Genomic DNA, 3,704 nt, shown 5'->3' with positions numbered 1-3,704 from the left:
AAGCTTCCATGCGGTCGACCCTGATTATGTCGCGCAGGCTGGCGAAGCTGTATTCTCAGACTATGCGACTGAGACACGCCTGGCTGCGACATTTCCCGGCTACGCTCCTCCGACACCGCCACGCCTGACCGTGGCTAAATCATGCGTGATGGATAGAGTACGCGCAGCCAATAAGATGGCGCAGGCGCAAACCGCACTGTGGGCTAATCCGGATCAGTTTTCCCAGTGGTTCGCGCCCGATAAGCCTTTCGTGAACTGCGATGATCTGGCGACCGTGGCTTTCATCACCGCGCTCGGCCTCGATCCGACAGTAATCCTGGCACCATAGAGGAACTCGCCCCGATGCGTCCCAGTTCCGGAATGACTGAATGGATTATCCTCCGCATCCCAACAGAGCAGAAGCGGCGGCTGAAAGCTGCCGCTCGCCAACGCCATCTCACTCTATCAGAGTTCGTGCGTCAGACCGCGACTGAAGCGTCCTCGCGAGTGGAGGCGTAGACGATGCCCAGCACCGCACCAAACACCCAGGCGCAGGTGGCCCAGCCCGGCCCCTGGACGAAATACGCCCCGCCGCCACCGCCGCCCGGTTACCGGCTCGTTCCCGTTGATGGAGATCCGTGGGCAAACAATGCCCCGGCTGACGGCGAACCTTCGGCCGCGTCAAGCGGGAAAGGTCCACGGTTCCAGGGCATACCAGTAGGCCCACGGTTCCAGGGCATTCCTGAGCCGCCTCCCGGCTTCACGCTGGTTCCGGTCGACGGTGATCCGTTTGCACCCTACGGCGCTCCACCTCCTGGAGTGATCATCCATGGCGCGACCAGCGATTATATCTCCGACAAACCCGAGATTTCCGTGGCGCGTCCCAGCGATGACGGTGGCGATCGTAACACGGCCATCCAGGACATGGCTTTGCTCAAGCGAGCCGGTTCCGGGCTGGACAGCACGCGGGCGCTCGCCCCGACCTTTCAAGGCGTGTCCTTCGGTGGAGGCGACGAAGCTGTGTCGGCAGCCGATGCCGCTGCCCGAGCTGCGATGGGAGGCAACTTCCAAAATACCTACGACATCGATCAGGCTGCCCAGAAACAGGTTCTCGCTCGTCAGCGAGCAGAGCACCCGTATCTCTCGACGGCGGGTCAGGTAGGCGGAGCGCTTCTGCCCGGTCTGGGGGCGGCTGCACTCACCGTTAAGGGCGCTCAGGCGCTTGGTGGCGGTATAGTCCCGACTTTATTGGCAAATGCTGGTATGGGCGCCGGTCTTGGCGGTGTCGAGGGCGCTTTGAGTGCGGATCCGGGCAATCGTCTCTCAGGTGCTCGAACCGGCGCAGAGTGGGGTGGCGGCCTCGGCTTAGCATCAGTGCCGCTGGGATCTTTGGCGGGTAGGCTTGTCAGCGCCGGTGCCAATAAGGTGCTGAACGCGATTTATTCGCTTGGCCACGGCTCCGATGTTCCGGCAGACGCGGCTAAATCGATCGTGACCAATCTTGGCCGCCAGGGCGACACGGTAGGGAGCGCGCTCCAGACTCAGGCCGACATAGGCCCGGGTGCCGTGCTTGCCGACACCGGTCCCGCCACACAGGGCATGACGGCGCGGCTCGCGTCGCGCTACCCTGACGTTTCGCCGCAAATGGCGCAGAATCTTACGGAGCGTGCCGATCAGTTCGGCCCTCGAATGAACGCCGCTGTCGATGCTGCTGCCGGACCGGACATCAATGCGCCTCAGATGATGGCGCAACTCAAGGCTACCACAGCGACGAACGGTGCTGCGAACTATGCCAAGGCTTTCGCCAACCAGGCAAAGGTGGACGTTACGCCTGTGGTGGCCAAGATCGATTCCGAAATGTTTCCGACCACGGCGGCCGGCACGACGCCAGATCCTATTTCTGCGGCGCTCCAGCAAGCCAGGGGCTACATCGCAGGTCCCAATTTCGGAAACGGCGGCATCGAGGCACTGCACCGCGCACAGGATGTCATTGACGACATGGCCAACTCGGCATTCCGCAGCGGCGACAATGCCAAGGCGCGGGCGCTATGGGACGTTCGCTCCAGGCTTCTGAACCAAATGGACGCTGCCAACCCGGACTATGCCGTTGCCCGCTCCCAATATGCGAGCGACAAGGCCGTTGAAAACGCCTTCGAAAACGGCCGATCGATCTTCGCGCCGAAATCCAATGGCCAGGTTTATGATCCCGACCTTCTGGAATCGCGGCTGGCAACGATGTCACCACCCGAGCAGCAGGCGTTTCAGCTCGGCACCCGCAAAGCTCTAACCGACACCATGGGAAGGGCACGCGCAGACGCTGCTGGGGTTAAAGCACTCCTGGCAAATGAGGACGGCTATCCCGTTCAAAAGCTCCGTCAAGTCATCGGCGACCAGCAAACGCAGAGTCTGCTCGACGAGCTGGACCGACAGGCCCAGATGCAGGCGACCAACAATCTTGCGCTCCAGGGCTCCAAGACCGCGATGGCCACAGCAGCCGACACGGATATCCCGGTTGCCCAGGCCATCGGCGGCGCTGCGCACGGCACCAGCGATCTGGCAGGCGCGTATATCGGCTCCAAGCTCGGCCATCTCGTGGGCTCCTATTTCGGCATGCCCGAGGTTGGCGAGATTGCAGGCCTCCCGCTGGCATACGGCGTGCACAGGGCCGTCAACGCGGTTAATGCTGGCAGGGAGTCAGCAGCATCATTGGCGAGGTCAGGTGTAGCCAACGTACTCACTTCGCCGATGCGGCAGAACGTGGCCAACGCTTTGCTAGCTTACGAGCGCATGGCGCCTATCAGCTCAAAACTCAGTGACGGCGCCAAGCTCGTTGCGCGGGCAATGCTGATGAATGGCAGCCAGAATGTGCCGTCGCTACCTGTTGGAGCGCTGCCACGGTAGGCGGCCAAGGCGACGGTTTCGGAAATAGGTCCATGTCACGGCAACTACCCAGGCGATGACCATGACGAAAAAGCCAGTCCATCCGAAGCGCTCAGAAGTCCAGTTGGTAATCGGTCGGAGCAGCATGCCAGCCACCCACATCATCGGGATGAAAACGGCAAGGCAGAGCACGTTGAAAAGCCACCTGGGGATCATGGGCGCTCAAAATACGCGAAGTTCGTTAGACGCGGAAGATGGAGTGCCGCTCGGCAACACAACCGCTCGCACGCATCGAAGCACGTGATGGAAATGATCATCTCAATGAAATACGAGGAGTGCTGGCTGGTTGGTGATACCCTTCATGGGCGCCGTTCCGGGGAGCGGGTGCGCCTCAAATTCTCACCAGTCACGGATGATGCCAGCGAAAGCCGCTTCGATGGTCTCGATTGCGGGCCTGACTATCTCCACGTGGAGCATTTCGGATTCTGCGGGGATATCGGAGTTCTTAAGTTTCTGAATGAGATCGTCGCGCAACGCTTCGATCTCCCCCACCGGCATATCCGGGTGGAGTTCCTTCAGCCGAAAACAGACCTTTTCAAGTGCGAAGGCCAGGCCATTGATGCGACTGATGTAAGCCTGCTCGTTGTCGGGCCCGCTCATTTCATCATTCCCCGTCCGCTTTGGATTGAATACCGAGCCCAGCATGCGGCGAAGATCGTGCGGCGGCAAGCCATCCAGGAGTTGGAGCGCGCGGCGGCAGCAGAGGGCCGCACGAGGGGACTTCCGATCGATCATCAATCCAGGAGACATTCCGTTGAAAGTCGTCCCGCTTAAACAGCCCGCTC

At 61.1% G+C, this 3,704-nt stretch carries 3 protein-coding genes and 1 pseudogene; 3 read left to right on the top strand and 1 reads right to left on the bottom strand.

Going from position 1 to position 3,704, the window contains the following annotated elements; all coding sequences use genetic code 11:
* The 3 genes and pseudogenes from ACWGS9_RS34225 to ACWGS9_RS34215 form a co-directional block, all read left to right on the top strand.
* Nucleotides 1–328 (top strand): annotated as a pseudogene (locus ACWGS9_RS34225) (hypothetical protein); the annotation flags it as partial.
* A gap of 14 nt (nt 329–342) precedes the next feature.
* Nucleotides 343–498, top strand: coding sequence for a type II toxin -antitoxin system TacA 1-like antitoxin (locus tag ACWGS9_RS34220; protein WP_454509351.1), 156 nt, complete (start codon nt 343–345; stop codon nt 496–498).
* 3 nt (nt 499–501) lie between these two features.
* Nucleotides 502–2,880 carry a hypothetical protein gene (locus tag ACWGS9_RS34215; RefSeq protein WP_454509350.1) on the top strand — a complete coding sequence of 793 codons (2,379 nt, stop codon included), beginning with the start codon at nt 502–504 and terminating at the stop codon, nt 2,878–2,880.
* Nucleotides 2,881–3,258: 378 nt separating this feature from the next.
* Here ACWGS9_RS34215 and ACWGS9_RS34210 read toward each other — a convergent pair.
* Nucleotides 3,259–3,704: hypothetical protein (locus tag ACWGS9_RS34210; protein ID WP_454509349.1), on the bottom strand; the 446-nt coding region annotated here is incomplete at its 5' end.

Source organism: Mesorhizobium sp. Arg314, from assembly GCF_053714275.1.
Note: the sequence above shows the minus strand (reverse complement) of the source record. Positions and strands in the feature narration are given on the sequence as shown.